At 73.7% G+C, this 25,461-nt stretch carries 31 protein-coding genes; 15 read left to right on the top strand and 16 right to left on the bottom strand.

Going from position 1 to position 25,461, the window contains the following annotated elements:
* Window positions 1–457: 457 nt before the first annotated feature.
* Entirely contained in the window at window positions 458–892 is a 435-nt protein-coding gene (locus EDF38_RS02555; protein WP_123353813.1) for a DUF4870 domain-containing protein, read from the bottom strand.
* A 111-nt stretch (window positions 893–1,003) separates the two neighbouring features.
* Between EDF38_RS02555 and EDF38_RS15810 the strand changes: the two genes are divergently transcribed.
* The 3 genes from EDF38_RS15810 to EDF38_RS02565 all read left to right on the top strand — a co-directional run bounded on the left by EDF38_RS15810 (window position 1,004) and on the right by EDF38_RS02565 (window position 3,289).
* On the top strand, window positions 1,004–1,339 hold the full coding sequence (locus EDF38_RS15810) for a hypothetical protein (protein ID WP_158613307.1): 336 nt from the start codon (window positions 1,004–1,006) through the stop codon (window positions 1,337–1,339).
* 80 nt (window positions 1,340–1,419) lie between these two features.
* Window positions 1,420–2,421, top strand: a complete 1,002-nt coding sequence (locus EDF38_RS02560; RefSeq protein ID WP_123354974.1) for an NAD-dependent epimerase/dehydratase family protein — start codon at window positions 1,420–1,422, stop codon at window positions 2,419–2,421.
* A 649-nt stretch (window positions 2,422–3,070) separates the two neighbouring features.
* Entirely contained in the window at window positions 3,071–3,289 is a 219-nt protein-coding gene (locus EDF38_RS02565; RefSeq protein WP_123353814.1) for a hypothetical protein, read from the top strand.
* Between the two features lie 19 nt (window positions 3,290–3,308).
* Here EDF38_RS02565 and EDF38_RS02570 read toward each other — a convergent pair whose 3' ends face one another.
* Window positions 3,309–3,959, bottom strand: a complete 651-nt coding sequence (locus EDF38_RS02570; RefSeq protein ID WP_123353815.1) for an NAD(P)-dependent oxidoreductase — start codon at window positions 3,957–3,959, stop codon at window positions 3,309–3,311.
* 63 nt (window positions 3,960–4,022) lie between these two features.
* Here EDF38_RS02570 and EDF38_RS02575 point away from each other — a divergent pair, with 63 nt between their 5' ends.
* Together EDF38_RS02575 and EDF38_RS02580 are read left to right on the top strand one after the other, a co-directional pair.
* Window positions 4,023–4,625 carry a TetR/AcrR family transcriptional regulator gene (locus EDF38_RS02575; protein ID WP_123353816.1) on the top strand — a complete coding sequence of 201 codons (603 nt, stop codon included), beginning with the start codon at window positions 4,023–4,025 and terminating at the stop codon, window positions 4,623–4,625.
* A 45-nt stretch (window positions 4,626–4,670) separates the two neighbouring features.
* Entirely contained in the window at window positions 4,671–5,867 is a 1,197-nt protein-coding gene (locus EDF38_RS02580) for an FAD-binding domain-containing protein (protein ID WP_123353817.1), read from the top strand.
* Between the two features lie 19 nt (window positions 5,868–5,886).
* On the opposite strand, the gene EDF38_RS02585 is transcribed toward EDF38_RS02580, so the two are convergent.
* Together EDF38_RS02585 and EDF38_RS02590 are read right to left on the bottom strand one after the other, a co-directional pair.
* Complete coding sequence (locus tag EDF38_RS02585; RefSeq protein WP_123353818.1) at window positions 5,887–6,828, bottom strand: helix-turn-helix transcriptional regulator; 942 nt, start codon at window positions 6,826–6,828, stop codon at window positions 5,887–5,889.
* 248 nt (window positions 6,829–7,076) lie between these two features.
* Complete coding sequence (locus EDF38_RS02590) at window positions 7,077–7,784, bottom strand: hypothetical protein (RefSeq protein ID WP_123353819.1); 708 nt, start codon at window positions 7,782–7,784, stop codon at window positions 7,077–7,079.
* Between the two features lie 161 nt (window positions 7,785–7,945).
* On the opposite strand from EDF38_RS02590, the gene EDF38_RS02595 reads away from it, so the two are divergent.
* The 4 genes from EDF38_RS02595 (at window position 7,946) to EDF38_RS02605 (ending at window position 10,508) form a co-directional block, all read left to right on the top strand.
* A complete protein-coding gene (locus tag EDF38_RS02595) occupies window positions 7,946–8,359 on the top strand; it encodes a VOC family protein (RefSeq protein ID WP_123353820.1) in 414 nt (137 codons plus the stop codon).
* 159 nt (window positions 8,360–8,518) lie between these two features.
* Window positions 8,519–8,653, top strand: a complete 135-nt coding sequence (locus EDF38_RS16290) for a hypothetical protein (RefSeq protein ID WP_255409838.1) — start codon at window positions 8,519–8,521, stop codon at window positions 8,651–8,653.
* Window positions 8,654–8,792: 139 nt separating this feature from the next.
* Window positions 8,793–9,959 (top strand): RtcB family protein, encoded by a 1,167-nt coding sequence (locus EDF38_RS02600; protein WP_123353821.1) that lies wholly within the window; start codon window positions 8,793–8,795, stop codon window positions 9,957–9,959.
* A 117-nt stretch (window positions 9,960–10,076) separates the two neighbouring features.
* Window positions 10,077–10,508, top strand: coding sequence for an Lrp/AsnC family transcriptional regulator (locus EDF38_RS02605; protein WP_123353822.1), 432 nt, complete (start codon window positions 10,077–10,079; stop codon window positions 10,506–10,508).
* Window positions 10,509–10,526: 18 nt separating this feature from the next.
* On the opposite strand, the gene EDF38_RS02610 is transcribed toward EDF38_RS02605, so the two are convergent.
* From EDF38_RS02610 to EDF38_RS02630, 5 genes are all read right to left on the bottom strand, one after another.
* On the bottom strand, window positions 10,527–10,958 hold the full coding sequence (locus EDF38_RS02610; protein ID WP_123353823.1) for a VOC family protein: 432 nt from the start codon (window positions 10,956–10,958) through the stop codon (window positions 10,527–10,529).
* A 128-nt stretch (window positions 10,959–11,086) separates the two neighbouring features.
* Window positions 11,087–12,091 (bottom strand): aldo/keto reductase family protein, encoded by a 1,005-nt coding sequence (locus EDF38_RS02615; protein WP_123354975.1) that lies wholly within the window; start codon window positions 12,089–12,091, stop codon window positions 11,087–11,089.
* 111 nt (window positions 12,092–12,202) lie between these two features.
* Window positions 12,203–12,520 carry a hypothetical protein gene (locus EDF38_RS02620; protein ID WP_123353824.1) on the bottom strand — a complete coding sequence of 106 codons (318 nt, stop codon included), beginning with the start codon at window positions 12,518–12,520 and terminating at the stop codon, window positions 12,203–12,205.
* Window positions 12,521–12,590: 70 nt separating this feature from the next.
* On the bottom strand, window positions 12,591–12,827 hold the full coding sequence (locus tag EDF38_RS02625; protein ID WP_123353825.1) for a hypothetical protein: 237 nt from the start codon (window positions 12,825–12,827) through the stop codon (window positions 12,591–12,593).
* A gap of 68 nt (window positions 12,828–12,895) precedes the next feature.
* Window positions 12,896–13,099 (bottom strand): hypothetical protein, encoded by a 204-nt coding sequence (locus EDF38_RS02630; RefSeq protein ID WP_123353826.1) that lies wholly within the window; start codon window positions 13,097–13,099, stop codon window positions 12,896–12,898.
* A gap of 131 nt (window positions 13,100–13,230) precedes the next feature.
* Here EDF38_RS02630 and EDF38_RS02635 point away from each other — a divergent pair, with 131 nt between their 5' ends.
* The gene (locus EDF38_RS02635; protein WP_123353827.1) at window positions 13,231–13,710 is read left to right on the top strand and encodes a nucleoside deaminase; all 480 of its coding nucleotides are present in this window, start codon (window positions 13,231–13,233) and stop codon (window positions 13,708–13,710) included.
* A 15-nt stretch (window positions 13,711–13,725) separates the two neighbouring features.
* On the opposite strand, the gene EDF38_RS02640 is transcribed toward EDF38_RS02635, so the two are convergent.
* The 4 genes from EDF38_RS02640 to EDF38_RS02655 all read right to left on the bottom strand — a co-directional run bounded on the left by EDF38_RS02640 (window position 13,726) and on the right by EDF38_RS02655 (window position 17,436).
* Entirely contained in the window at window positions 13,726–14,382 is a 657-nt protein-coding gene (locus EDF38_RS02640) for a response regulator transcription factor (protein ID WP_123353828.1), read from the bottom strand.
* Window positions 14,379–15,629 carry a sensor histidine kinase gene (locus EDF38_RS02645; protein ID WP_148061435.1) on the bottom strand — a complete coding sequence of 417 codons (1,251 nt, stop codon included), beginning with the start codon at window positions 15,627–15,629 and terminating at the stop codon, window positions 14,379–14,381. Before EDF38_RS02645 ends, EDF38_RS02640 begins: the two co-directional genes overlap by 4 nt.
* Before the next feature lie 80 nt (window positions 15,630–15,709).
* Window positions 15,710–16,588: an ABC transporter permease gene (locus tag EDF38_RS02650; RefSeq protein WP_370275486.1), complete on the bottom strand. Its 879-nt coding sequence runs from the start codon at window positions 16,586–16,588 to the stop codon at window positions 15,710–15,712.
* Window positions 16,585–17,436: an ABC transporter ATP-binding protein gene (locus EDF38_RS02655; protein ID WP_123353830.1), complete on the bottom strand. Its 852-nt coding sequence runs from the start codon at window positions 17,434–17,436 to the stop codon at window positions 16,585–16,587. Before EDF38_RS02655 ends, EDF38_RS02650 begins: the two co-directional genes overlap by 4 nt.
* Window positions 17,437–17,637: 201 nt before the next feature.
* Here EDF38_RS02655 and EDF38_RS02660 point away from each other — a divergent pair, with 201 nt between their 5' ends.
* Complete coding sequence (locus tag EDF38_RS02660; protein ID WP_123354977.1) at window positions 17,638–17,811, top strand: CsbD family protein; 174 nt, start codon at window positions 17,638–17,640, stop codon at window positions 17,809–17,811.
* Between the two features lie 85 nt (window positions 17,812–17,896).
* Here the strand turns inward: EDF38_RS02660 and EDF38_RS02665 are convergent, their stop codons facing one another.
* Window positions 17,897–18,310 (bottom strand): ATP-dependent DNA ligase, encoded by a 414-nt coding sequence (locus tag EDF38_RS02665; RefSeq protein ID WP_123353831.1) that lies wholly within the window; start codon window positions 18,308–18,310, stop codon window positions 17,897–17,899.
* A gap of 411 nt (window positions 18,311–18,721) precedes the next feature.
* On the bottom strand, window positions 18,722–19,048 hold the full coding sequence (locus tag EDF38_RS02670) for a hypothetical protein (protein ID WP_123353832.1): 327 nt from the start codon (window positions 19,046–19,048) through the stop codon (window positions 18,722–18,724).
* A gap of 318 nt (window positions 19,049–19,366) precedes the next feature.
* Here EDF38_RS02670 and EDF38_RS02675 point away from each other — a divergent pair, with 318 nt between their 5' ends.
* Genes EDF38_RS02675 through kdpC form a run of 4 tightly spaced genes read left to right on the top strand, consistent with a single transcriptional unit; the run spans window position 19,367 to window position 23,963 of the window.
* Window positions 19,367–19,456 carry a potassium-transporting ATPase subunit F gene (locus tag EDF38_RS02675; protein ID WP_123353833.1) on the top strand — a complete coding sequence of 30 codons (90 nt, stop codon included), beginning with the start codon at window positions 19,367–19,369 and terminating at the stop codon, window positions 19,454–19,456.
* A complete protein-coding gene (gene kdpA / locus EDF38_RS02680; protein WP_123353834.1) occupies window positions 19,456–21,129 on the top strand; it encodes a potassium-transporting ATPase subunit KdpA in 1,674 nt (557 codons plus the stop codon). The genes EDF38_RS02675 and kdpA overlap by 1 nt, the downstream gene beginning before the upstream one ends.
* Before the next feature lie 2 nt (window positions 21,130–21,131).
* Window positions 21,132–23,306: a potassium-transporting ATPase subunit KdpB gene (gene kdpB / locus EDF38_RS02685; RefSeq protein WP_123353835.1), complete on the top strand. Its 2,175-nt coding sequence runs from the start codon at window positions 21,132–21,134 to the stop codon at window positions 23,304–23,306.
* A 42-nt stretch (window positions 23,307–23,348) separates the two neighbouring features.
* Window positions 23,349–23,963 (top strand): potassium-transporting ATPase subunit KdpC, encoded by a 615-nt coding sequence (gene kdpC, locus EDF38_RS02690; protein WP_123353836.1) that lies wholly within the window; start codon window positions 23,349–23,351, stop codon window positions 23,961–23,963.
* A gap of 155 nt (window positions 23,964–24,118) precedes the next feature.
* Here kdpC and EDF38_RS02695 read toward each other — a convergent pair whose 3' ends face one another.
* A complete protein-coding gene (locus tag EDF38_RS02695; RefSeq protein WP_123353837.1) occupies window positions 24,119–25,381 on the bottom strand; it encodes a multidrug effflux MFS transporter in 1,263 nt (420 codons plus the stop codon).
* Between the last annotated feature and the right edge of the window lie 80 nt (window positions 25,382–25,461).

Here is a 25,461-nt window from a genome sequence, read left to right on the forward strand (position 1 = left end):
GCGGCGCGCAGCGCGTGCGGTGGTGGCCGGTGTGGCGAACTCAGGCAGAAGTGTCGCGGCGCAGCCGCTCGGCGGGGCTCCGGGTCTGCGCGGGGCGGCGTTGCCTGAGTCGTCGACGCTGCGCGTCGCGCTCCTGCCGGGCGGCCTGGCGGCGCGCAGCGCGTGCGGTGGTGGCCGGTGTGGCGAACTCAGGCAGAAGTGTCGCGGCGCAGCCGCTCGGCGGGGCTCCGGGTCTGCGCGGGGCGACGTTGCCTGAGTCGTCGACGCTGCGCGCCGCGCTCCTGCCGGGCGGCCTGGCGGCGCGCAGCGCGTGCAGTGGTGGCCGGTGTGGCGAACTCAGGAGAGAGCGTCGCGGCGCAGCCGCTCGACCAGGCTCCGGGCCGGCGCCGGTCGACGTTGCCTGAGTCGTCGACGCTGCGCGTAGCGCTCCCGCCGGGCGGCCTGGCGGCGGCCCGACTCAGCGTCGCAGGAACGGGATGACGGGGAACGTCACCTCGCGCCCGCTCATCGCCTGCACGAGCCCGGTGATCGCCGCGGCCAGGTTGACGATGCCGAGCACGACCCACACGATGACGCTGATGCCCCAGGGGAAGAACCCCTGGGCCTCGATGATGAGAGCCGTGAGCCAGAGGGCGATGCTGGGCACGATGAGCACGAGCACCGTCAGGCCCCAGTTCGCCGCGCGTCGACCGTTGACCTCGGCGAGGCCGCCGTGCTTCCGCTGGGCGAGCCCGACCGCGACCATGACGATGCCCGAGACGAGCAAGTTGACGAACGGCAGGAAGACCAGCCCGAGCAGGGCGAGGCCCCACGGCAGGGCCCCTCGGGCCGGCGCGGGCGCGACCGTCCCGTAGTCGACGGGGGCGGGCGGCAGTGGCGGGGGAGTGGTCACCGCATGAGCGTACCGACCGTTCTGCCGTGATCGATCGTGCGAAACAGGGTCGTCGCTCCGCCCTCTGCACCCGGGCCCGGCACCGTCGGTGGCTCCGCCTACGGTCGCGACATGGGAGTCAGGGGATCAGGGGACGCGATGAAGGCCGTCCTCCGACGGCCGGTGCCGACGCATCCGCTCGCCGTGCCGCCGATCCCCGACGGCTTCGGCGTCTGGCAGGTGCGCCGCGTGCCGGAGGCGCCCCTCGGCTACGTCCGGTCCGAGCACCGTGGTCGCGACCTCGCCTACCACTGCTACGCCCACGGTCGCGACGACGCGGGCGGGCGGCCGTGGCTGCACACGGCCTCGTCGCTGAACAGCGCGGTCGCGTGGCTGCTCCAGCACGAGTCCGAGCTCGGTGCCCAGCGACGAGGCCTCCGGCCCGAGCCGGAGGCGTGGCCGCGCTGAGGAGGCCCTGCAGCACGTCCGGGCGGCCAGCCGTCGGGAGCGAGCAGACTGGAGGAGCCCATCACGAAGGAAGAAGCCTCATGTCAGCGCTGACAGTCCTGTTCATCGGCGGTACCGGGATCATCAGCTCGGCGGCCGCCGTCCGGGCCGTCGAGCTGGGTCACGACCTCACCGTCCTCAACCGCGGGTCGTCCTCGACGCGGCCCGTGCCCGCCGGCGTCGAGGTGCTGACCGGGGACGTGTCCGACCCGGCGTCGATCCGCCGTGCCGTCGGCGACCGGCACTTCGACGTCGTGGTCGACTTCGTCGCCTTCACGCCCGACCAGGTCCAGGCCGACGTCGACCTCTTCACGGGCCGCTGTGGCCAGTACGTCTTCATCAGCTCGGCGTCGGCGTACCAGAAGCCCGTCGCGGCCCTGCCGATCCGGGAGTCGTCTCCCCTCCGCAACCCGTTCTGGCAGTACTCCCGCGACAAGATCGCGTGCGAGGACCTCCTGGTCGCCGCCTACCGCGACCGCGGCTTCCCGGCCACGATCATCCGGCCCTCGCACACCTACGACCGCACCTCGATCCCCGTCACCGGCGGGTGGACCGTCGTCGACCGGATGCGCCGCGGCCTCGAGGTCGTCGTCCCCGGCGACGGCACCTCGCTGTGGACGCTGACGCACCACGCCGACTTCGCCCGCGCCTTCGTCGGGCTGCTGGGCCTCCCGGCCGCCGTGGGCGACGTCTTCCACATCACCTCCGACGAGGCCCTGCCGTGGGACCAGATCTACACGACGCTCGCCGCCGCGGCGGGGGTGGACGACCCGAGGCTCGTCCACGTGGCGAGCGAGAGCGTCGCCGTCGTCGAGCCCGAGTGGGGTCCGGGCCTGCTGGGTGACAAGGCGCACTCGGTGGTCTTCGACAACGCGAAGGCCAAGGCCTTCGTCCCGGGCTGGCGCGCCACGACGTCGTGGGCCACGGGCGCGCGGGAGATCGTCGAGTGGTTCGACGCCGACCCGTCGCGTCGTGAGGTCGACCCGGCGGCCGAGGCCGCCTTCGACCGCCTCCTCGCGGGCGCCCGCGCCTTCGGGGCCTGAGCGAGACGCCGAGGCGAGGCGATAGGTCGCCGCACCCGACGGCAGCGACCTACCCACGGCCGTGACCGTGCCCTCGAACCCCTCGGCTCGAGGTGGCGCTGAGGCTACGCCTGATCAGCCCGCACCGGGAGAGCGGCGGACACCTTCCCTGAAGTCACCGTGGGGGAGGTGCCCGCTGACCGGTACCCGACCAGGCGGGTCTGATGTGATCAACGCGATGCCTGAGGTTCGGGTTCAGGGCTGGATCACCAGACGTTCGCTGCCTGGTGGTCGTGTTCCGAGAAGATCGGGGCCGACTGCTCCGGAAGCTACACCCGTCGTCGCTCGGCCACCAGGTGCAGTCCTGCGTGCGTCCCCGGACGTCGACCGCGGCTGCGCGTCGCGTCGGGACGACCTCCAGATGAGGTCTTCTCGGGAATCGTTAGGCGATGCGACGATGCGGGCATATGGTCGGCCTCACCGGTCGGGTACCAGCAGTGGGACGGACCACAGGAGGCCCCTCCCTATGCCTGCCTGTCGTCCCACGGGCCCGAGTTCGTCACTGAGGCCCTCGACGGCCGGTGGCTCGAGGTGCCCTGGCTCGACGAGGCGGCAGGGTGCCTCAAGTCGGATCGTCACCCGCCGGCCAGGAACGACCAGAGGAGCTGCCATGGACGTCGACGCACTCGACCGAGCACTCGACTCGACGGTCCTGAGCATCGGACGCGAGCTCGACCGCGCCGAACGGGCCGCGATCCCGGGCCACCGTGTGCTCCGGACACGGTTGCGGAGCGTGTCGGACGGCATGGAGCAGGGCACGCTGACCCCGGCTCATGCCTGGTTCGCCCTCTCCGACGTCCAGACGGGCGTCACTCAGCTCCTCGCCTGAGCGTCGCGCCGCCGCCTCGTCAGCCCCGCCGGTAGCTGCTGCCGTCGCAGGTGTGCACGGCCGTGTCGTCGGCCAACGCCCTCAGGGTGTAGCTCGCGCAGTCGACGAACGTGCCGATGCTGATGCGACGGGACGACCGCTGCAGCTCGCCCTTCGACGGGCCGTCGGAGCCGATGCCGGCGCGGTGGACCATCCACTCGAGATCGCGCGCCTCCTCGTCGAGGTAGCGCATGACCGCCTCGTTGTCCTCGTGCTGGCCGACGTAGCCGCGGGCGAGCGTGCCCCGCACCACCCGGAGCACCGCAGGCAGCCGGGTGCCGGGAGCCGCGCTCAGCCCGCCCGCCTGGTAGAGGAGGCGCCGGGTCCCGCTCCGACGCATGGCCGGCACCAGCCGGCGGACGAGAGCGGTGTTGACCTTCCGCTCCCGCTGCGCGGCCGCGTCGCCCAGCATCATCACGACCGCGTCGGTGCCGTCGAGCAGCGCGTCGAGGTCGAGGTCGTCGTCGATCGACCCCTGCACGACCTCGAGGTCGTCGTCGGCGAGCGTGAGCTTCGAGGGCGTCCTCGCGAGGACCCGGACGCGGTGTCCGGCGGCGAGGGCGAGTCGGGTGAAGTGCTGGCCGGTCTGCCCCGTGCCGCCGAACACCAGGAGGTTCTCGTGATCTGTCATGGTCCCCAAACTAGGCGGTGTCTAGAAAATAGGCAATGCCTAGAGCGGGTTTATGATGACCGGATGACGCAGCAGCCCTTCCACCACGGGAACCTGCGGGCCGTGCTGCTCGACGAGGCGACGACGGTCCTCCGCGAGTCGGGCGTGGAGGGCCTATCGCTCCGCGACCTCGCGCGTCGCGCCGGGGTCAGCCACGGCGCCCCGCGCAGCCACTTCGTCGACCGCCAGGCGCTGCTCGACGCCCTGGCCGAGTCCGGCTTCGTCCGGCTCACGGCGTCGGTGCGAGACGTCTCGGCCGGGGGAGGAGACCTGCCCCGACGGTTCCGCGAGGTCGCGCGGGCCTACGTCGACTTCGCCATCGTCGACGCTGCCCTGATGGAGCTCATGTTCCCGGTGGGGACGGCCCGCCGAGCCGGGCACGTCGACGAGGCGGCCGGGGCCCTGTTCGCCACGCTCGACGGCGCTCTCGGACCCGCGGCGGACGGCGCGGAGCAGGTCGAGTACCGCGACGTCCTCAAGATGCTCTTCGCCTCGACCATGCAGGGCATCGCCGCGCTCGTCGTCTCCGGTCGCGTCGCGCGCGACCAGGTCGACGGCCTCGTCGACGCGGCCGTCGACATGATGCTCGGCTCGGAGCTCCGGCGGAGGGCGATCGCCGTCGACTGACGCCGTGGTCAGCGTCCGCCACGCCGCGGGTCGCATGATGGGGCGGTGTTCATCCCCACCAGGGCCGCGGGCCTCGAGGCGCTCGCCGAGTTCGTCCCCGTCGCCGGCCCCGACTACGCCCGTGACCGCAACCACGACCTCGGGCCGTCCGAGCGGGCCGTCTCCGGGCTGTCGCCGTACCTCCGGCACCGTCTCGTCACCGAGCACGAGGTGGTCGCCGCCGTCCTCGACCGGCACAGCCTCCAGGCCGCCGAGAAGTTCGTCCAGGAGGTCTTCTGGCGCACCTACTGGAAGGGCTGGCTGGAGCAGAACCCCGAGGTGTGGCGCCGGTACCGTCGCGAGGTCGACGAGCTCGCCGCCGGTGACGCCCCGGCGGGCCTCGAGGCCGCCCTCGCCGGTCAGACCGGCATCGAGGCGATGGACGCCTGGGTGCGCGAGCTCGTCGACACGGGCTACCTGCACAACCACGTGCGGATGTGGTTCGCGAGCATCTGGATCTTCACCCTCGAGCTGCCGTGGCAGCTCGGCGCCGATTTCTTCCACCGTCATCTGCTCGACGGCGACGCCGCCTCCAACACCCTCTCGTGGCGCTGGGTCGCGGGCCTGCAGACCCGGGGCAAGACCTACCTCGCGTCGGCCTCGAACATCTCGCGGTACACGGACGGGCGCTTCTCGCCGGAGGGCCTCGCCACGAGCGCCCGTGCCCTCGACGAGGAGCCGCTCCCGCCCCGGACGACCGTCGAGCCCGGCGACGTCGACGGGACGGTCGGCGAGCGGGCCGGGCTGCTCGTGCACGAGGAAGACCTCGAGCCGGCGAGCCTCCTCGCCGAGCACCCCTCCCTGGCCGGCCGCCTGGCGGCCGCGGCCGTCTCCTCCGACCCGGCCGGACGTTCCCCCGCCGGCGTCTCGGACGCCGTCGCCGCGTTCACGTCCGGCGCCGTGGCGGACGCCGCGGAGCGGACCCTCGACGCGACGGGCCGGGGGGCGCGTGTGCTCTCCGACGCCGCGCCGTCGACGGTCGTGGACTGGGCGCGGTCGGAGGGCCTCGACGCGATCGTCGTCCCCCTGGCCCCGGTCGGCCCCGTCCGCGAGCGGCTCGACGCGCTGCGGCCCGTGCTCGCCTCCGAGGGCGTCGCGCTGGTGACCCTGCGCCGCCGGTGGGACGGCGTGGCCTGGCCCCACGCCTCCCGCGGGTTCTTCCCGTTCCGCGAGCGCATCCCGGAGCTCGTGCGTCAGCTCTGACGCGCCCCCGGCGTCGTGGTCACCGCTCGAGGGTCTGCCGAGGGGACTCGCCGTAGGCCTCCCGGTACGCGCGGCTGAACCGGCTCGTGTTCGTGAAGCCCCACTCGAGGGCGACGTCGGTGACGGTCGTCTCGTCCGGGGTCGCGCAGGTCAGCTGGGTGCGGGCGTGGCTCAGGCGGGCTCGGCGCAGGTAGTCCGTGGGCGTCGTGTCGAGGGCGCGCCGGAAGGCGAGCTGCAGGCCCCGGACGCTCATCCGGGAGGCCTCCGCGACCTCCGCGACCCCGATGGGCTCGGCGGCATGGTCGTCGATGAACTGCACGGCACGACGGACGGCGCCCGGCAGGACGACGTCGCCGGCGGGGGACCGGACCGTCTCGACGGTCAGGCCGAAGGCGTCGACCGCGGAGGCGAGGACCAGGTCGATCGTCGCCCGGCGCACGAGTTCGTAGCCGCTCAGGGCCGGCGCGGAGAAGACGCTCCCCGCATGGCGCGCCACGTGGCGCCAGTAGTTCCCGGCGGCGTCGGTGAGCGGCGCCGTGGACGGCATCCGGAGGCGCGCCCCGGCCCTCGCGGACCCGTCGCCGGCCCCTGCGCTGCGCGTGAGCGCCGCGAGGTCGAGGTTGACCACCGTCAGGTCGTGGTGCGTGGACCACGACCGGGCGGTGCCCGGTCGGATGAGGAACGGCTTCGCGGCGTCGACCGGGTCGTCGTTGGTCGCGGCACGGTAGTCCCCGCCGGAGGCCGTGGCGATCCCGACCACCCCGTCGAACTCCACCGCGAGCTCGGACCGGGAGCTGACCTCGAACCGGGCGACGCTGACCGAGGCGTCGTCGCCCACGACCCGTTGCCGGAACGTGAAGGGCGAGTCGCAGTCGCGGAGGGTGCTGCCGGGGTAGACGCGTCGGTCGAGGTCCTCTGCCTCACCGCGGTCGTGGGTCGTGAACCCTGCGTCGACGAGCATGCCTGTCCTCCCCTGGGGTCGTCGCCTGGTCCGGGCGTCGGCTGGTGGGGCCCGCTCGGATCCGTCCAGAGTAGTGAGGGCGCGCCCGGCTCGTCCGCCGACGTCGCACCTCCCGCACCGCCCGGCGCCGTGGCGCTGTCACCGGGCGCCCGGGGGTGCGGAAAAGCCCCGCTGCGCGATGCGCAGCGGGGCTCCACCGGGAACGCCGACGTGGTGGGCGTCGGCGTGGGCCGTCGCCTGTCGGGGTGCTACTTGGTGGCGACGGTGATCTTGGCGACGCCGACGAGCATCTCGTCCTGGACCGCGGTCGTGCCGAACGTGGTGTTCAGCAGCGCGGCGGCGTCGGGGCTGATGTGCACCGTGGTGCCCTCGAGGATGGCGTTGTCGCCGTCGGTCTGGAGGGGCTTCAGCGAGCCGCCGTAGAGGTTGAACAGGTACGCGTCCTCCGCGGCGACCTCGCCGTTGGCGGTCACGGTGCCGTAGAGCTTCGACTCGCCCGGGTCGATGCGGAAGTCGCTGAGCTCGACGACGGTGTCGCCGGCGGTCAGGCTGAGGCCCGAGCCGTCGTGGTCGATCTCGCCCTGGACGTACGGGCGCACGTCGCTGGCGGGGTCGTAGTAGTCGACGTTGCCGCCGGTGATCGGGAAGGCGAAGGTGCCGGTGCCGCCGTCGAAGGTGGCGGAGCCGACGACGCCGGGGGTCAGGCCGAGGCTCGTGAGGGCGTCGACGAAGCTCTGGTCGACGGTGACCTCGGTGTCGACGCCGTTGCTGAGGTCGGCGATCGAGGCCAGGGGGGTGGCCTCCGCGGCGGGCTCGGACGCCGACGACGACGCGGAGCTGGTGTCGGTGGATCCGGCGTCGTCCATGGAGCAGGCGGCGAGGGAGAAGACGAGGGCGCCCGAGGCGACGACGCCCAGGCCGGCCTTGACGATGTTCTTGCGCGTGAAAGCGTTCATGATCAGGTCCTTTTCTGTGATTTCCCGGTGGGGATGCAAGGGGTTCGCCGCCCTCACGGAAAAGGGTTGGTGCCGTTATGACTTCGTGACCTCGTCGGCCCGACCACCGCGGGACCCTTGGCGCCTTGACGCGTGACCCGGCCGGGACGAGTCTTGCGCGCATGACCCTCTTCATCTCCTGTCCGGTCGACGACGTCGACCGCGCGACCGCCTTCTACTCGGCCCTCGGCTGGGAGCTCGACCCCACGATGTCGCGGGCCGAGGTGTCCGCCTTCGTCATCGCCCCCGGCCAGTACGTGATGCTCGCCAGCCGCGCGATGTACGCCAGCGTCGGAGGCGTCGAGGACCTGATCGGCGGACCCGGCACCCCCTCGAAGGTGGCGGTCTCGTTCGACCTCGGCAGTCGCGAGGAGGTCGACGACCTCGTCGCCCGGGCCGAGGCCGCGGGTGGTCGCGTCGGCGACACGGACGACTACCCGTTCATGTACCAGCGCCAGTTCGACGACCCCGACGGCTACCACTGGTCGCCGTTCTGGATGAAGCCCGAGGTCGAGGAGGCCGCCCCCACGGCCTGACCCGGCCGCCGGCGCGGGCGTCGGCGGCCGGTCCCCGAGGCGCGACACGCCCGGGACGTGGACACCGACACGCCCGGGATGTACTGTCGCTTCCCGTGCCGATCGTCGGCACCACCCGTCGCCTCGTCGACGTCGAGCCCCGAGAGAGAGGACCGCACCGTGTCGAACCGCACCCTGACCGACCTGCGTGCACCGCGCCTCCTCGACGGCCGTGTCCTCGCCTGGTATAACGCGCAGCACGCACTGCCCGAGCAGCAGCACGACACCACGCTCGAACTCGACACCCTCTCGTAGGCCGCGCGCGTCACCCGACGCCCCGAGCCCACGAGGGCCGGGGCGCATCTCTCGCATCCACCGACACTGCAGGGTCGGCGTGCGTCCGTCCGTCCGTCCCGGACGACGACACCCCACCCCACAGAGGACCGAGAGGATTATGGAGAAGATCACCGCCCGGCTGTTCAGCTGGGCCAGCCTGCTCGAGGAGAAGACCGAGCACCAGGCCAGGACGACGTCGACGATGCCGTTCATCCACCCGCACCTCGCGCTGATGCCCGACGCCCACCTGGGCCTCGGCGCCACCGTCGGGTCGGTGATCCCGACGCTCGGCGCCGTGATGCCGGCCGCCGTCGGCGTCGACATCGGCTGCGGCATGATCGCCGTGCGCACGCAGTTCACGGCGGCCGACCTGCCGACCGACCGCAAGCTGCTCCGCGAGCAGATCGAGCGGGCGGTGCCGACCTCGGCCGGCGCCTACAACCGCAAGGTCGTGGCGACCGCCGCGCCCCGCGTCGCCGAGCTCGAGGCCCTGGCGGCCGAGGCCGGCTTCGACCCCGCGTCGTACGCCCGCACCTGGCAGCTGCAGCTCGGCACCCTGGGCAGCGGCAACCACTTCATCGAGGTGAGCCTGGACGAGGCGGACGCCGTGTGGCTGTTCCTGCACTCGGGCAGCCGAGGCGTCGGCAACAAGATCGCCCAGGCGCACATCGAGGTCGCCCAGGCGGCCATGAAGAAGTGGTGGATCACGCTGCCCGACCCCGACCTCGCCTACCTCGTCGAGGGCACCGCCGAGTTCGACCGGTACATCGCCGAGCTCGGGTGGGCGCAGCGCTTCGCCCTGCTCAACCGCGAGGAGATGATGGACCGGGTCGCGCGCCAGTTCGCCGACTGGGTCGGCTCGCCCGTCGAGGAGCAGGAGCGGATCAACTGCCACCACAACTTCACGCAGCGCGAGCGGCACTTCGGCAAGGACGTCTGGCTGAGCCGCAAGGGCGCCATCTCGGCGCGGGCGGGGCAGGCCGGGCTGATCCCCGGCAGCATGGGCACCGCCTCCTACGTCGTCGAGGGCAAGGGGAACCCCGTCGCCCTCGAGTCGTCGCCGCACGGCGCCGGCCGGGCGTACTCGCGGAGCGCCGCCCGCAAGACGTTCACCCACGACGAGCTCCGCGCCGCGATGGAGGGCATCGAGTACCGCGACACCGACGCGTTCCTCGACGAGATCCCCGCGGCGTACAAGCCGATCGACCAGGTCATGGCCGACGCGGCGGAGCTCGTCACGATCCGGCACACCCTGCGCCAGATCGTCAACGTCAAGGGCGACTAGCCGCCAGGAGGCGCGGGTCGGGTCCCCGGGGCCCCGCCCCGCGCCTGCCCGCCCCGACGGCCGTCGCACGACCGCCCGCGCACGCCGCGCGGGCGGTCGTGCGGTACTTTGCGAGGCGTGGCTGAACTCGACGACCTCGACCGGCGCCTCCTCTCGGCCCTCCGGGTCGACGCCCGCGAGTCGGCCGCGAGCCTGGCGCGACGCCTCGGCGTGACCCGGGCGACGGTCACCTCGCGGCTCGAGAAGCTCGAGTCGTCGGGCACGGTGCTCGGCTACACGGTGCGCGTCCGCGAGGAGCACGACCCCGACCTGATCCGCGCGATCGGCTTCATCGAGATCGAGGGCCGGTCGACCGACCACGTCATCCGCCAGCTGCGCGGCTTCGCCGAGGTGGCGTCCCTGCACACGACGAACGGCGGCTGGGACCTCGTCGTCGAGCTGCGCACCTCGTCGCTCGGCGCGTTCGACCGGGTGCTGGCGCGCATCCGGAGCATCGAGGGCGTCGTCAACAGCGAGACCAGCCTGCTGCTCAGCTCCGTCCTGCGCTGACGGCGTCGGGGAGCGTCGTCACCAGGCCGTCGGGTCGGTCGCGCCGGCCGCGACGAAGACGCAGAACGGGTGCCCCGCGGGGTCGGTGAAGACGTAGAGGGCCTCCTCGGGGTCGGCGCTCTGGTCGTCGACGACCGTCGCCCCCAGCGAGACGGCCCGGGCCCGGCTCTGCTCGAGCTCGTCCGCGTCGGCGACCATGAAGTCGAGGTGCAGCTGCTGGGGCACCGGGCCCTCGGGCCACGTCGCCCGCGGCAGGTCGGCCACGCGCTGGAACGCGAGACGCACCCCGGCGGGCGTGCGGAACGTCACCCACTCGGCGCCGTCGTCCGAGCCGTCGGCCGGCGGCTCGTCGCCGGGACGGTAGGTGCCGCCGACGAGGGAGTGGTAGAACGCGGCGAGCCCGCGCGCGTCCTCGGCGTCGAGGACGGTCTGTCTCAGCTGGAGGGTCACGCGCGGCAGGCTACGCCGGGTCCGGGGCGGCCGCCAGCGCCGCGGCCTGGGCGGCCGCCAGCCCGGGCCGCCCGGGCCGCCCGGACGACCCGGGCAGCCCGGGCCGCGCGCGCAGCCCGGGCTGTTGCCTACGCCTCGCGCCCGGCGGGCATCTGCGTCTTGCGCGGGTCGGTCTCGGCGAGGCCTTCGAAGATCGACTCGATCCTCGCCAGCACGTCGGCCTCGAGCGTGACGCCCGACGCCTTCGCGTTCGACTCGACCTGCTCCGGGCGCGACGCCCCGATGATGGCCGACGCGACGTTCTCGTTCGACAGCACCCAGGCGAGCGAGAGCTGCGCCTGCGTGAGCCCGAGGTCGTCGGCGATCGGCTTGAGCTGGGCCACGGCGTCGAGCACGTCGTCGCGCATCCAGCGCTCGATCATCGCCGCGCCGCCCTTCTGGTCGGTCGCGCGGCTGCCCGCGGGCAGCTCGGCACCCTTGGTGTACTTGCCGGTCAGGACGCCCTGCGCGATGGGCGACCAGACGATCTGCGAGATGCCGAGCTCCTTCGAGGTCGGGACGACCTCCTCCTCGATGACGCGCCAGAGCAGCGAGTACTCGGGCTGGTTCGAGACGAGCTGGATCTTCAGCTCACGAGCCAGGGCGTGCGCCTCGCGCAGCTGCTCGGCGTTCCACTCCGAGACGCCGATGTACAGCACCTTGCCCTGGCGCACGAGGTCGGCGAACGTCTCCATCGTCTCCTCGAGGGGAGTCTCGACGTCGTAGCGGTGCGCCTGGTACAGGTCGACGTAGTCGGTCTGCAGGCGGGTCAGCGACGCGTCGATCGACTCCGTGATGTGCTTCCGGCTGAGGCCGGTGTCGTTGTGGCCCTTGGGGCCGGTCGGGCCGTAGACCTTCGTGAAGATCTCGACCGACTCGCGACGCTCGCCCTTGAGGGCCTCGCCGAGCACGACCTCGGCCTGGGTGTTCGCGTAGACGTCGGCGGTGTCGAACGTCGAGATACCGACGTCGAGCGAAGTGCGGACGCAGGCGGTCGCCGTGTCGTTCTCGACCTGCGAGCCGTGGGTGAGCCAGTTGCCGAACGTGAGCTCCGAGACCTTGAGGCCTGAGTTGCCGAGGTACCTGAATTCCATGGGGTTCTCCTTGTCGGGCACGCTCCGCTGCGCACCGACGTCGACGCTACGCCTCGTCGGCGTGAACGTTCACGCCGGTGCGCATCGCGTCCGCCGCCTCGCGGTGCCCCGTCAGGAGGCGCGGGGCGCTTCGTCCCCGCCACCGTCGTCCCCGGGGCCGTCGGCCTCCGGGTCGGCAGCCGCAAGTCCCTCGGCGGGCGCAGGCCCGGCCGGCGTCGGCGTCGGGATCCGCTCCGCGAGGAGCAGCTGGAGGCGGAGCTCCCGGTCCCGGGTCGCGACGGCGAGGAAGCGGGACGCTCCGAGGAGCACCCTCACGAGCAGGACCGTCAGCAGCACGACCACCGCGGCGAAGGCCAGGGTGAGGAAGATCTCGACGACCGTGGAGATGCTCGGTCCGTAGTAGGCCAGCGCGGGCTCGTCGTCGTACACGGTCCGACGCTAGGGGCGACCGCCTCGTCGGCGCGCCCCCGCGATCGAGGGACGCCGCGCCTCCCACGGGTCAGGCGTCGTCGGACCCGCCGGGGGCGTCCTGTCGGCGGAGGGCGCGACGGATGCTCCTGACGCCGAAGTAGAGGCCCACGGCCACCAGGGGCAGCCCCGCCCACGGAGCGTCGAGGGTCATGACCAGGGTGAAGCCCGTCATGGCGAAGACGACCGCCAGGGCGGTGTCCGTCTCGCCCGTGGCGGCGCCCTCCGCGCCCTGACGATCCGTGCCGTGCCGTTCCGCGTCGTCCATCCGTCGACGCTACGGGAGGCGAGGCGACCTCGCCTCCCTCGGGCGGCGGATCAGGCATCCGGGACCGCTCAGCGGCGCGAGGTCGGGTCGCTCCGGAGGGTGCGGACGTTCAGGTACATCGTGATCATCGCGCCGGCCAGGGTGAACCACATGCCGGGACGGCCCGGGTCGGCCGCCAGCAGCACGATCGCCGCGATGGCGACCAGCCCGGCGAGCACCAGCAGGGCCCACGAGATCGGGCGGTTCACGGGCTGTCGTCGGTCGTCGGCCATGACTCGACACTCTCTCTGATCCGCCGCGAGGTCAAGGCGGCCGGCAGGGGACGCCCGCCCGGCGGCGGCGTCGCGCCCGCCTCGGGTGACAGCCTGGGCGGCCCGGAGGCGCCCCGGAGCAGAGTCGGGGCATGACCGACCGAGACGACGCCTTCACCGCCCTCAGCGTCCAGCGTGCCCAGGAGAACGTCGACGCCGGGGGCAAGCCGTTCGCCTGCCTGCTGGTGCGCGACGGCGAGGTCGTCGTCGAGGCGGCGAACCACGTCGCCCAGACGGGCGACCCCACCGCGCACGCCGAGATCCGGGCCATCCGGCTCGCGGCGGAGCAGGGCATCTCCGACCTCGCCGGGTTCACCGCCTACGTGACGGCGTACCCGTGCCCCATGTGCCTCGGGGCGCTCTACTACGCCCAGCCCGACCGGGTGGTCTACGCGGTGTCGCGCGAGGAGGAGGGCGAGCACTACGAGGACGGCAACCGCCTCATGAGCCTCGACACGTTCTACGACGAGTACGCCAAGCCGATCGGCGACCGCGCGCTGGCGGCGGAGCAGGGCAGCGCCGCCGACGCGACCGCGCCCTTCCGCGACTGGACCGCCCGCCACGCCTCCTGACGGCTCGACCGGCCGCTAGGGCAGCCAGCCCTTCTCCATCGCGAGGGTGACGGCCCGGGTCCGGTCGCCCACGCCGAGCTTCTCGAACACGTGCAGCAGGTGCGTCTTGACCGTCGCCTCGCCGACGAACAGCCGCAGGCCGACCTCGCGGTTCGAGCAGCCCTCGGCGACCAGCGCCAGCACCTGCGTCTCGCGCGGGCTGAGCGGGCTCGGCGCGGGGCCGGCGGCGCTTGCGGCCGACTCGGCCTGCGTCCGTCTCGCCCGGCCCACGAGCAGCGCGGCCATCGACGGCGCCAGGGCGACCTGGCCGCCGACGACCGACCGCAGCCCGGCGAGCAGCTCGTCCTCGGGCGCGGCCTTGAGCAGGTACCCGCTGGCACCGGCCTCGATCGCGCCGAGGATGCTGTCGTCCGACTCGTAGGTCGTCAGCACGACGACCCGCGCCGTCGGCACGTCGCGCAGCACGGCCTCCGTCGCGGCGACGCCGTCCAGGCGGGGCATGCGCAGGTCCATCAGCACGAGGTCGGGCCGCAGCCGGGCGGCGAGCTCCACCGCCTCGACGCCGTCGGCGGCCTGCCCGACGACCTCGAAGTCGGCCGTCGTGGCGAGCAGCGCGGCGAGGCCCTGGCGCACGATCGGGTGGTCGTCGACGACGAGCGTGCGGACGCTCACGTCGTCGCCCCGGGCAGGTGTGCGGTCACCGTCGTGCCCGCCGGGCCGCTCGTCACCTCCAGACGGCCGCCGGCGAGCCGCAGCCGGTCGGCCAGGCCGTCGAGGCCGAACCCGCCGCGCGGCGCCTCGGCGTCGAAGCCGGCGCCCTCGTCTCGCACCGAAAGCACGAAGCCCGGCGCACCGGGCAGGCCGGGCGCGCCCGGCGCGGAGTCCGCCGCACCGCCGCGCCCGCCGGCCGGCCCGAGCGAGACGTGTGCCGAGCGCGAGCCGCTGTGCTTGCGGACGTTGGCGAGCGCCTCCTGGGCGGTGCGGACCACGACGACCTGCTGGTCGCGGGGGAGGGCCGACCCCGGGGCGACGTCGACGGTGACGACGACGCCGCTCTCGCGCGAGAACCGCTCGGCGAGGCGGCGCAGGGCGACGGCGAGGTCGCCGCCGTCGAGCCCGGGGGAGGCGGTGGCCGCGACGAGCGTGCGGGCGTCGGTGAGCGCGTCGCGGGCCGACGCCTCGATCAGCTCGACCCGCGCGAGCCCCGTCGACGCGTCGCCGGCGACCAGGGCGCTGCGGGCCTGCTGGCTGAGCATGACGAGCCCGGTGAGGCTCTGGGCCACCGTGTCGTGGATCTCGCGGGCGAGCCGCTCGCGCTCGGCGACGGTGCCCGCGTCGCGGTGGTGGGCCGCGAGCTCGTCCTGGGCGGCGCGCAGCTCGTCGAGCAGGCGGCCGCGTTCGGACCCGGTGCGGGCGATGGTGGTGATCCACAGGCCGAGGGCGACGCTGAACGCGAGCGACAGCCCCTCGCTCGTCACGGCCGTCACGAGGGTCTCGGTCGACCAGCCGAGGCTCACGACGAAGCCCGCCGCGACGGCGAGGCAGAGCGCAACGTTCGCGGCGATCGCCGACCGCGGGGTGGGCAGCACCGTCCAGAGCAGCGGCATGAGGAAGGCCTGCAGCACGGCGAGCTGCGGCGCGCCGGCGACGGCGAGGCCGCCGACGAGCACGGCGCCGACCACGACGGCGAGGTCGGAGGCGCTCACCCGCTCGTCGTCGCGTCGGACGGCGGGCCGGGCGAGGGCGATCCAGAGGACGACGAAGGCGACGCCGGCCGCCGCGGCGACGACCGGGTGCCCGACGGGCGAGGTGACGGCGAGGGCGGCGACGACGACGGCCGTCGCCGCGGCGCCCAGGTCCCACCACCGGGTCGAGAGCGGCGCGGGCGCGGGGAGGGCGTCGGCGGCCGTGGCGGTCATGCCCGCCACCGTATCGTCCCGGCCGAGCGGGATCACCCGCGCCGGCGCCGTCGCGGGCGCCGTCCAGGGCGTCGGCCCGCTCACGCGTCGCGCCGTCCCCACCGGAACGCCAGCCGCGCCGCGACCGCGCCCGCCACGAGCCAGACGGCCAGCCAGAGCGCCACGCCCGCGAGGTCCCACGAGCCGCCGACCTCGGCCGCCGCCGACGACTTGGGCAGGAACACGCTGCGCATGCCCTGCGCGAGCCACTTGAGCGGGAACGCCGACGCGACCTGCTGCAGCCACGTCGGCAGCTGCGCGAAGGGCAGGTACACGCCCGAGACGAACTGCAGCACGAGCGCGATGGGCACGATGACGGCGGTCGCGCTGCGGCCGGTGCGGGGGAGGCGCGAGAGGGCGATGCCGAGCAGGGCCGACCCGGCGAGGCCGAGCAGCCACACCCACCCGAGCGTCGCCCACGACGTGGCGTCGGTCGGCAGCGGCACGCGGAAGAGCACGGCGGCCACGACGAGCAGCAGCGCCACCTGCAGCAGGCTCGTCGTCACGACCTGCCCGAGCTTGCCGAGGAACCACGAGGCGACGGGCAGCGGCGTCCCGGCCAGACGCTTGAGGGTGCCGTCGGACCGCTCGACGGCGATCTCGACGCCGAGGCCCTGCACGCCCGAGAGCAGCACCCCGGCCGCGATCATGCCGGGGAGGTAGTACGCCGCCGCGTCGACCGCCGAGCCGTCGGGCCGCACGCCGTAGGGGCCCGAGGCGCTGAACGCCGTCGAGAAGATCGCCAGCATCACGACGGGGAAGAGGAAGGTGAAGAACACGGTGTCGCCGGCGCGGAAGTAGGTGCGCACCTCGTGCCGCACCTGCACGCCGCCGAGCGTCAGCACGCGGCGGAGGCCGGACGACGAGGAGGCGCGCGGCCGGGTCGTCCGCGTGGCGGTGCCGCCCCCCACGCCGCTCACGAGGCCGCCGCCTCGGCGACGAGGTCGAGGTAGACGTCCTCGAGCGACGGGCGGACGACCTCGAGGTCGCGCAGCTCCGAGCCCGCGCCGTGCAGGCGCGCGACGAGGCCCCCCGGGTCGGCCGTGCGCTCGTCGTGGCGGCCGTCGGCGTCGGTCCATCGCACGCGCGGCGTCCGCGACTCGGCGCTGCCGAGCTCGTCGGGCCGGCCCTCCGCGACGACGCGTCCCCCGATGACCACCGCGACGCGGTCGCTGAGCTGCGCGGCCTCGTCGAGGTAGTGCGTGGTGAGGAGGATGCTCGTGCCGGCCTCCCTCAGCGACCGGATCAGGCCCCAGAAGCTGCGCCGCGCCTCCGGGTCGAAGCCCGTGGTCGGCTCGTCGAGGAAGAGCAGCTCGGGGTCGCCGACGATGCCGAGCGCGACGTCGACGCGGCGGCGCTGGCCGCCCGACAGCGCCCGGACCCTCGTGCGCGCCTGCGCCTCCAGGCCGACGGCCGCCACGACCTCGTCGACGTCGCGCGGCCGCGGGTAGAGCGCCGCCACGTGGGCGACCTGCTCGCGGACGGTCGAGGTGCCCTGCTCGGCGGAGGTCTGCAGCACGATGCCGAGCCGCGCCTTCCAGTCGAGGCCGCCGACGCGAGGGTCGACGCCGAGCACGGTCGCCTCGCCGCCCGTGCGGTCGCGATGCCCCTCGAGGATCTCGACGGTGGTCGACTTGCCCGCCCCGTTGGGGCCGAGCAGGGCGAGCGTCTCGCCCCGGGCGACGTCGAAGGAGACGCCGTGCAGGGTCGTCGTGCGCCCGTAGGCCTTGGTGAGGTCGCGCACCCGCACGACCGGATCTGATGTCATGCCCCGAGCCTCGGGCAGGAGGCGCGGGGCGCGGAACGGCGGACCGGTCGACCCGGCATCCCCCGACCGGTGGACCCCGGCGCCCTCGCCCGCCGCACGGTGGCTGGGAGGTTGCCCGGGCGGCAGGCGACCCGGTCGGGCGGGGCCTACCGTCGCCCGCAGCTGGAGCACTCCGGCGTCCCTGACACGAAGGAGCAGCACATGAGCATCGGAGACAAGGCGAAGGACGCAGTCCAGAAGGCCGCCGGTCACGTCGAGGAGGCCGTCGGCAAGAAGACCGACGACGCCGAGCTGACCGCGCAGGGCCAGAAGGACAAGTCCATGAGCGAGGACCGTCTCGACACGGAGCGCGCCAAGGACGACGGCAAGCTCTAGCGACGAGCCTCGGGGCCACAGCCCCACCGAGCCCGGCGATCCCCTCGGGGACGCCGGGCTCCGTCGTGCCCGGGCCGGACCCGGGTCACGAGCCCGGGGGCCTGGCCGCCCGGCGTTTCTTGGGCTGGGCGTCCTCGCTGGGGTCGACGGTCCAGTCGACCGGGTCGCCCGAGCCGTGAGGCAGGCGGGTGCCGGCGTCGCGGACGGGTTCCGGCACCTCGTGGAGGCCGCGCCCGGAGGTCGCCGCCTCGTAGAGGGCCGCGAGCCAGGTCGGGTTGATCTCGGGCGTGCGGCTGCCGGCGAACTTGAAGCGCAGCGCGATGTTCGGCGAGAGCCAGACGGAGGCGCGGCCGTCGCCGGTCTCGACCGGCTCGTGCCAGGAGAAGAGGAACGAGCGGTTCTCGCGGAACATGTTGACGATGACGATCTGCAGGTGGGAGAGGAGGCGGTCGTCGACCTTGAACTCGAGGACCTCCCCGTCGTACACGATGTATCCCATGGGGTGCTCCTGTGGAGGCATGCCGGAGACGGCCCAGCGGGGTCTCGGCTGAGGATGGTGTGCGGGTGCGCCCTCGCACGGCGCCATGACCCGTCTGCGCGGTCGCCTCGGGCGACTCGATCTCCCGTGCCGGTCGGCACGTGCGCGGGTCCTCCTCTGCGGCCCAGCGTACGTCCTGCCGGACGGTGCGGGGGCGTCGGTGAGGGATGCGGGTCGAGGTGCACACCCGACGTGCTCCTCGACCCGCAGCCCGCTGACCTGGGTCGCCACCCGACGCGGTGCCCTGCGGTCAGCCCCGAGGCCCTGATCCGTCCTCGAGGTGTGTCGAGCATGGTCGTGCGGACCGGCTGTCTCCAGTCCTAGACATAAGGATCTCTCAGTGCTAGAGCGCGTCCAGGCGGTCTGGGCTGCCTAGAGGAAGGCGCCCGCCGCCAGCGCCAGCACGGCGACGAGCGTGATCGCGGCGACGACGCGGCTCGACCCCATCACGAGGCGTCGTCGCGGCCCGGGCGAGAGCGGCTCGTCGTCGTCGGTGTCGCGCAGCTCGGGCGGCAGCTCGGCCTCGCGCCGTCGACGGGCTTCGTGGCGAGCGGCGAGGGCCGCGCGGTCATGGTCTCGGCGGCGTGCCTCCTCCGCCTCCCGGTCGCGCTCGACGAGCGCCTCGAGCTCACGGTGACGCTCGGCCGACCAGGCGTCGAGGTCGTCGTTCGTCTCGTCGGGCGTGCCGTCGTGTCGCATCAGGGAGCCTCCGGGCCGGTGGGGGTGTGACCCGAGGCTAGCCGCCGTCGGCCGTGGGCGCGCGACGCCGGGCGCCCGGCGACGGGCCCGGCGTAGGGGAGCCGTAGGGATGGCGTCCGCGGGCGTGAGGAAGTCGTGAGGGGCGCCTCCCGGCGGTCGGCCGCGGTGTCTACTGACTCGCTGTGCCCGCCTCGGGCACCGGGCCTCGCGGCCCGCCGCTCGTCACCGGGAGTCGTCCGTGCTCGACATCGTCTACGTCCTCGCCACCCTCGCCGTCTTCGGCGTCGTGGCCCTCGTCGCCAAGGGGGTCGAGAAGCTGTGATCGTCCTCAGCGTCGGCGCGGCCGTCCTCGCCGTGGCGGCCCTCGCCTACCTCGTCGCCGCGCTCGTGAAGCCCGAGGACTTCTGATGGAGGCGCTCCTCGGCATCCTCCAGGTGCTCACCGTGGTCGTCGTGCTCGTGGTGGCGTACCGCCCGCTCGGCGACCACATGGCGCGGGTCTTCTCGTCGGCACGGGACGCCCGCGCCGAGCGCCTGCTCTACCGCGCGATCGGCGTCGACCCGTCGTCCGAGCAGACCTGGCCCGCCTACCTGCGCGGCGTGCTCGCGTTCTCCCTGGTCGGGGTGCTGTTCGTCTACGCCGTCCAGCGCCTCCAGGCGGTGCTGCCCCTCTCGCTCGGGTTCCCGGCCGTGCCCGAGGGCCTGTCGTTCAACACGGCGGCGTCGTTCGTCGCCAACACGAACTGGCAGTCGTACTCGCCCGACGTCACCCTGGGCTACGGGGTGCAGGTGCTCGGCCTCGTCGTGCAGAACTTCGTCTCGGCGGCCGTCGGCATCGCCGTCGCGGTGGCCCTCGTGCGCGGCCTCGCCCGGACGCGCACCGGCACCCTCGGCAACTTCTGGGTCGACCTGACCCGGGCGGTGACCCGGCTGCTGCTGCCGCTCTCGCTCGTCGCCGCGGTCGTGCTGATCGCCGGCGGCGTCATCCAGAACGTCGCGGGCCCCGTCGAGGTGGCCACGCTCACCGGGGGCACGGCGACGATCCCGGGCGGCCCCGTCGCCTCCCAGGAGGCGATCAAGCTGCTCGGCACGAACGGCGGCGGCTTCTTCAACGCCAACAGCGCGCACCCGTTCGAGAACCCGACGGCCTGGACCAACGTCTTCCAGGTGCTGCTGATGCTCGTGATCCCGTTCTCGCTGCCGCGCACCTTCGGCCGCATCGTCGGCTCGACCCGGCAGGGCGTCGCGATCGCGGCCGTCATGACGACGATCTTCGCCGTCTCGCTCACCGCGATGACCGCCTTCGAGCTGCGGGGCGCCGGCACGGCGACCCAGCTCGCCGGCGGTGCCATGGAGGGCAAGGAGGCGCGGTTCGGCATCTGGGGATCCACCCTGTTCGGCTCGACCTCGACCCTGACCTCGACCGGTGCGGTCAACTCGATGCACGACTCGTACACGGCCCTCGGCGGCATGACGGCGATGCTGAACATGATGCTCGGCGAGATCGCCCCCGGCGGCGTCGGCTCGGGCCTCTACGGCATGCTCGTGCTGGCCGTCATCACGGTGTTCATCGCGGGCCTGCTCGTCGGCCGCACCCCCGAGTACCTCGGCAAGAAGATCGGGCCGCGCGAGATCAAGCTCGCGAGCCTGTACATCCTCGTCACGCCGACCCTCGTGCTCACCGGCACGGCGCTGAGCTTCGCGATCCCCGCGGTGCGCGCCGACGTCGAGGGCACGTCGATCTGGAACCCGGGCCTGCACGGCTTCAGCGAGGTGCTCTACGCCTTCACCTCGGCCGCGAACAACAACGGCTCGGCCTTCGCCGGACTCACCGCGAACACGCCCTGGCTGAACACGGCCCTCGGCGTCGCGATGCTGCTCGGCCGGTTCGTGCCGATCGTGCTCGTGCTCGCCCTCGCCGGCTCGTTCGCCGCGCAGGACCGGGTGCCCGCCACGGCCGGCACGCTCCCCACCCACCGCCCGCAGTTCGTGGGCCTGCTCACCGGGGTCTCCGTGATCGTCACCGCGCTGACCTACTTCCCCGTCCTCGCTCTGGGACCGCTCGCCGAAGGGCTCGTCTGACCATGTCCACCACCACCGAGACACCCACCACCGACCCCGCGTCGGGCGCCGCCGCCGACCCCGCGACGCCGACGACGAGCACCCGGGGAGGCGCGTTCAGCGCCGCCCAGCTGGTCGCCGCCCTGCCCGGCGCGCTCCGCAAGCTCGACCCGCGCGAGATGTGGCACAACCCCGTCATGTTCATCGTCGAGGTGGGCGCCGCCTACACGACGATCCTCGCCGTCGCCGGGCTGTTCGTCGGCCCGCAGACCTCGGGCGGCTCGCCCGTGCCCGCCTCGTTCACCGCGGCCATCGCGATCTGGCTCTGGCTGACCGTCGTGTTCGCGAACCTCGCCGAGTCCGTCGCCGAGGGGCGGGGCAAGGCGCAGGCCGAGACCCTCAAGGCGACCCGCACCAGCACCGCGGCACACCGGGTCACGGGGTACGACGCGACGGGCGACGCCGGGGCGGAGCGCGCCTCCCTCGAGTCCGTCTCGTCGGCCGACCTCGCCCTCGGCGACACGGTCGTCGTGACCGCCGGCGAGCTGGTCCCCGGCGACGGCGACATCGTCTGGGGCATCGCCAGCGTCGACGAGTCGGCGATCACGGGCGAGAGCGCCCCCGTCATCCGCGAGTCGGGCGGCGACCGCAGCGCCGTCACCGGCGGCACGCGGGTGCTCTCCGACCGCGTCGTCGTGCGCATCACGAGCAAGCCGGGCGAGACCTTCGTCGACCGGATGATCCGCCTCGTCGAGGGCGCCTCGCGGCAGAAGACGCCCAACGAGATCGCGCTGAACATCCTGCTCGCGAGCCTGTCGATCGTCTTCGTCGTCGTGGTGCTGACGCTGAACCCGATCGCGAGCTACAGCGACGCGGCCGTGAGCGTCCCGGTGCTCATCGCGCTGCTCGTCTGCCTCATCCCGACGACGATCGGCGCGCTGCTCAGCGCGATCGGCATCGCCGGCATGGACCGCCTCGTGCAGCGCAACGTGCTCGCCATGTCCGGCCGCGCGGTCGAGGCCGCGGGCGACGTCACGACCCTGCTGCTCGACAAGACCGGCACCATCACCTACGGCAACCGCCAGGCCGCCGACTTCACGCCGCTCGACGGCGTGGCCCGGGCCGAGCTCGTCGACGCCGCCGCGCGGTCGTCGCTCGCCGACCCGACGCCGGAGGGGAAGTCGATCGTCGACCTCGCCCTCGGCACGGGCTGGCACGACGCCGGCGGGCCGCGGGGCGAGATCGTGCCGTTCACGGCGCAGACCCGCATGTCGGGCCTCGACCTCTCCGACGGCACGCAGATCCGCAAGGGCGCCGGCGCCTCGGTCATCGCCTGGGTCGAGGACGGCGGTCGGCTCGCCAGCACCGAGCACGACGAGCTGCAGACGCGCATCGACGAGATCTCGAACGCGGGCGGCACGCCCCTCGTCGTCGCGACGAAGGGGACCACGGCCGACGCCCGAGTCCTCGGCGTCGTCCACCTGAAGGACGTCGTCAAGACCGGCTTGCGCGAGCGGTTCGCCGAGCTGCGCAGCATGGGCATCCGCACCGTCATGGTGACGGGCGACAACCCGCTCACCGCGAAGGCGATCGCCGCCGAGGCGGGCGTGGACGACTACCTCGCCGAGGCCACGCCGGAGGACAAGCTCGCCCTCATCCGCCGCGAGCAGGAGGGCGGCGCCCTCGTCGCCATGACCGGCGACGGGACGAACGACGCCCCGGCGCTCGCGCAGGCCGACGTCGGCGTGGCGATGAACACCGGCACCTCGGCCGCGAAGGAGGCCGGCAACATGGTCGACCTCGACAGCGACCCGACGAAGCTGATCGACGTCGTGCGCATCGGCAAGCAGCTGCTCATCACCCGCGGCGCGCTGACGACGTTCTCGATCGCGAACGACGTCGCGAAGTACTTCGCGATCATCCCCGCGATGTTCGCCGGGGTGTTCCCGGGGCTCGGGCTGCTGAACGTCATGCAGCTGAGCTCACCGGCCTCGGCGATCCTGTCGGCGATCGTCTTCAACGCGCTCGTGATCGTCGCGCTCATCCCGCTCGCCCTCCGTGGCGTGCGGTACCGGGCCGCGTCGGCGTCGTCGATCCTGTCGCGCAACCTCCTCGTCTACGGGCTCGGCGGCGTCGTCGCCCCGTTCGTCGGCATCAAGGTCATCGACCTCGTCGTCAGCCTGATGCCCGGCTTCTAACCGGCCCTGCCCCGCCCCCCGACACACCCCAGAGAGAAGACCATGTCCGTCCGCACCCTGTCCCGCCAGTACGGCGTCGCGCTCCGCGCGATGCTCGTCGCCACCGCCGTCCTGGGGGTCGCCTACACGGCCCTCGTCACGGGCGTCGGCCAGCTCGCCCTCGACGCTCGCGCCGACGGGTCGCTCGTCGAGGTCGACGGCCGGGCCGTCGGCTCGTCGCTCGTCGGCCAGTCGTTCACCGACGCCGACGGGGCCGCCCTGCCCGAGTGGTTCCAGTCACGGCCCTCCGCGGCCGGCGGCGGCTACGACGCCTCCGCCTCGGGCGGGAGCAACCTGGGCCCGGAGAGCGACGACCTCGCCGCCGCCGTCGCGGAACGCCGGGCCGCGATCGCCGCGAGCGACGGCGTCGACCCGGCGAGCGTCCCGGTCGACGCGCTCACCGCCTCCGCGTCCGGGCTCGACCCCCACGTGAGCCCGGCCTCCGCGCGGCTGCAGGTGGAGCGGGTCGCCGCCGCCCGCGACCTGCCGGTCGCCGAGGTGTCGGCCCTCGTCGAGCAGCACGTGCAGGGCCGCGACCTCGGGTACCTCGGCGAGCCCACGGTCGACGTGCTCGAGCTGAACGTCGCGCTCGCGGCCCTCGCCGGTCGCGTGGGCTGACGCACCCGGCGGCGCCGCCGTCGCGTCGCGTCACGTCCCGAGCGTCGCGTCGCGGCGGAACGTGACGCGACGCGCGCTCCGTGACGTCGCGCGACGTTCGCCGGCCGGTACCGCCCTCGGCGACGAACACCCGGCCTCGGCGAGAGGCGCGACCGTCAGGAGGCGCGGGCCGCGTCGGCCCCGGAGCCCGCGCCCCGCGCCCCCGACGCCCAGAGCTGCACCGCCAGCCCCACCGCGATGAAGCCGAGCATGAGCGAGCCCATCGCCGTCGCGGTCCCGCCGAGCGCCCCGGCGAGCGGGGTCGCCGCCCCGCCGAGCCCGAACTGCAGGCCGCCGACGAGCGCGGACGCCGTGCCCGGGTGGCGGTGGCCGAGCGCCTGCGTCAGCGTGATCGAGCCGGGGATCACCCAGCCCCAGCCGGCCGTGACGAGGGCCAGCGCGGGCCAGACGAGGGCGGGGCCGACGCCGCTGACCGCGCCGACGAGCACGAGGGCCGAGCCGGCCGTGCAGGTGACGAGGCCGATCGTGTAGAGGCGGTCCTCGTCGAAGCGGCCGACGAGGTGGCGGAAGACGAGGGTCGACGCGATCATGCACGACGCGTTCGACGCGAAGACGATCGTGTAGAGACCCTCGCCGAAGCCGTACTGCTGCTGGAAGACGAACGACGACGTCGCGATGTACGCGAAGAAGCCGATCGTCGCGGCGCAGCCGGTCACGAGGTACCAGCGGAAGCGCGGGATGCGCAGCAGCTCGGCCATGCGTCCGACGACCGCGCGGGGCGAGCTGCCGCCGGGGTTCGTCGCGAGGAGGGTCTCGGGCAGCAGCCGGGCCGCGGCCACGGTCAGCCCGAGGCCCAGCACGGCCAGCACGACGAACGCGGCCCGCCACGACGAGAACGACAGCACGAGCCCGCCGACGAGCGGGGCGACCACCGGGCCGACCGAGTTGACCACGGCGAGGGTCGCGAACAGGCGGCTGCGGAGCGTGCCGGTCGCGGCGTCGCCGACCATGGCCCGGCCCGAGACGGCGGCGGCCGCGCCGCCGAGGCCCTGCACGACGCGGGCGAGCACGAGCGTCGTGACGTCGGGCGAGAGCGCGCAGACGACGCTGGCGACGGTGAAGAGGGCGGTCCCGGCGAGGAGGATGCGCCTCCGGCCGACCCCGTCGCTGATCGGCCCGACGACGAGCTGGCCGACGGCGAAGGCCACGAGGAAGGCGGTGAGCGTCAGCTGCACCGAGGCCGTCGAGGCGCCGAGGTCGGTCGCGATGGCGGGCAGGCCGGGGATGTAGAGGTCGGTCGCGAAGGGCGAGATGCCGACGATCAGGGCGAGCGTGAGGAGGGGGCCGCGCCGGGCGGTCCACGCGGTCCGCGGGTCGGGGGCGCCGTCGGGGCCGGGGTGTCGGGCGTCGTCGCTCATCCCGATCGACAGTAGCCCGTGCCCGGTCGCGGGGGCGGGCCTGCGCTCGGGCCGAGGGCGCCCCGGGACGAGGGAAACCC

Origin of the sequence: Frigoribacterium sp. PhB160, from assembly GCF_003751785.1 — a bacterium.
GTDB lineage: Bacteria > Actinomycetota > Actinomycetes > Actinomycetales > Microbacteriaceae > Frigoribacterium.